Here is a 2,103-nt window from a genome sequence, read left to right on the forward strand (position 1 = left end):
GCGCCCACCGTGCTGGGGCCCGACCATCCCGTGACTGGCGGGTATCCCGTGATCGCGGTCGTGGTGGATGCGTCGCTCGACCTCCTCGCCCAGCTGCGGCCGGGCCAGCCCGTACGCCTGCGGCTCGCCACCGGCCGCTACTGAACGCCGAGAGCGCCGCGGGCTCGAGCTCCCTAGACCGCCGCCCGCTCGGCCGTCTCGACGACGTTCGCGAGCAACAGCGCGCGGGTCATCGGTCCGACGCCGCCGGGGTTCGGCGAGATCCACGACGCGACCGTCGCCACGTCGTCGGCCACATCGCCCGCGATGCGCGAAACACCCGTGTCGGGGTCGACGAGCCGCGAGACGCCCACGTCGAGCACGATCGCGCCGGGCTTGACGTCAGCCGCCGACACGATGCCGGGCACGCCCGCCGCGGCCACAATCACGTCGGCGCGACGCAGGTGCGCCCCGAGGTCACGGGTACCCGTGTGGGTGAGCGTGACCGTCGCGTTGTACTCGCGGCGCGTGAGCAGCGAACCAATCGCGCGGCCGACCGTGACACCGCGCCCGATGACGACGACGTCTTTACCCGACCACGAGAGGCCGTGCCGTTCGACAAGCTCGATGACTCCTCGCGGCGTGCAGGGCAGCGGCGTGTCAATCGGGCGGTCGACGCGCAAGACGAGGCGCCCCAGGTTGGTGGGGTGCAGCCCGTCGGCATCCTTATCGGGATGCACGCGCTCAAGAATCGCGTCGGTGTCGAGGTGCTTCGGCAGCGGCAACTGCACGATGAACCCCGTTACCGCCGGGTCGGCATTCAGCTCGTCGATGACGGATTCAAGCTCGGCCTGCGTCGTCGTGTCAGGCAGATCGCGCCGAATCGACGCAATGCCCACCTCGGCGCAGTCTTTGTGCTTGCCGGCGACGTACCACTGCGAGCCGGGGTCATCGCCGACGAGAACCGTCGCGAGCCCGGGAACAATGCCTTTCTCGCGCAACGCATCGACGCGCGCCCGCAACTCGGCCTTGATGGCCGCTGCCGTCGCGGTGCCGTCGAGCTTCTGCGCGATCTGGCCAGAACCAGAAGCGCTCACGATTACAGCCCCGGGTAGAGCGGGAACGCGTCGGTCAGCGCCGCAACGCGCGAGCGCAGGCCCGCAACGTCGGGGTTGGGCATGAGGGCGTGCGCGATGATGTCGGCCACCTCGGTGAACTCGGCATCGGCAAAGCCACGCGTCGCGAGCGCCGGGGTTCCGATGCGCACACCGCTCGTGACCATGGGCGGGCGCGGGTCAAACGGCACACCGTTGCGGTTGACCGTGATGCCGACCTCGTGCAGCACGTTCTCGGCCTCAAGACCGTTGAGGGGCGACTCGCGCAGGTCGACGAGTGCGAGGTGAACATCCGTGCCCCCCGTGAGCACGTTGACGCCCGCGGCGATTGCGTCGGGCTGCGTGAGGCGCGAGGCCAAAATCTGGGCACCGCGGATGGTGCGCTCTTGTCGCTCGACAAACTCGGGCAGCGCGGCCAGCTTGAACGCCACGGCCTTGGCCGCGATGACGTGCATGAGCGGCCCACCCTGCTGACCCGGGAACACGGCCGAGTTGAGCTTCTTGAACAGCGACTCGTCGTTGCTCAAGATGATGCCCGAGCGCGGGCCCGCGAGCGTCTTGTGCACCGTCGAGCTCACGACGTGCGCGTGCGGCAGCGGCGAGGGGTGCAGGCCAGCGGCAACGAGCCCGGCGAAGTGGGCCATGTCGACCCAGAGCTTGGCGCCGACCTCATCGGCGATGGCACGGAAAGCCGCGAAGTCGAGCTGACGAGAGTAGGCCGACCAGCCGGCAATGATGACGGTCGGCTTGACCTCGTGCGCCTTGGCGCGCACGACATCCATGTCGACGAGCATCGTCTCGGGGTCAACGCCGTAGCTCGTGGCATTGTAGACCTTGCCCGAGAAGTTGAGCTTCATGCCGTGCGTGAGGTGGCCACCGTGGGCCAGCTCGAGGCCGAGGATCGTGTCGCCGGGCATCGCGAGAGCGTGCAGCACGGCCGCGCTCGCCTGCGCGCCCGAGTGGGGCTGCACGTTGGCGAACTCGGCGCCAAAGAGGGCCTTGGCCCGCT

The 2,103-nt window shown here is 69.2% G+C and carries 3 protein-coding genes; 1 reads left to right on the plus strand and 2 read right to left on the minus strand.

Translation table 11 applies throughout. The features are described 5' to 3' along the window. Positions 1 to 9: 9 nt before the first annotated feature. The gene (locus SFU54_RS05455) at positions 10 to 144 is read left to right on the plus strand and encodes a hypothetical protein (protein ID WP_319015286.1); all 135 of its coding nucleotides are present in this window, start codon (positions 10 to 12) and stop codon (positions 142 to 144) included. 29 nt (positions 145 to 173) lie between these two features. Here SFU54_RS05455 and SFU54_RS05460 read toward each other — a convergent pair whose 3' ends face one another. Beyond that, positions 174 to 1,076 (minus strand): bifunctional methylenetetrahydrofolate dehydrogenase/methenyltetrahydrofolate cyclohydrolase, encoded by a 903-nt coding sequence (locus SFU54_RS05460; protein ID WP_319015284.1) that lies wholly within the window; start codon positions 1,074 to 1,076, stop codon positions 174 to 176. A 2-nt stretch (positions 1,077 to 1,078) separates the two neighbouring features. Next, positions 1,079 to 2,103: serine hydroxymethyltransferase (glyA, locus tag SFU54_RS05465; protein WP_319015285.1), on the minus strand; the 1,025-nt coding region annotated here is incomplete at its 5' end.

Origin of the sequence: Microcella sp., assembly GCF_033763155.1 — a bacterium.
GTDB lineage: Bacteria > Actinomycetota > Actinomycetes > Actinomycetales > Microbacteriaceae > Microcella.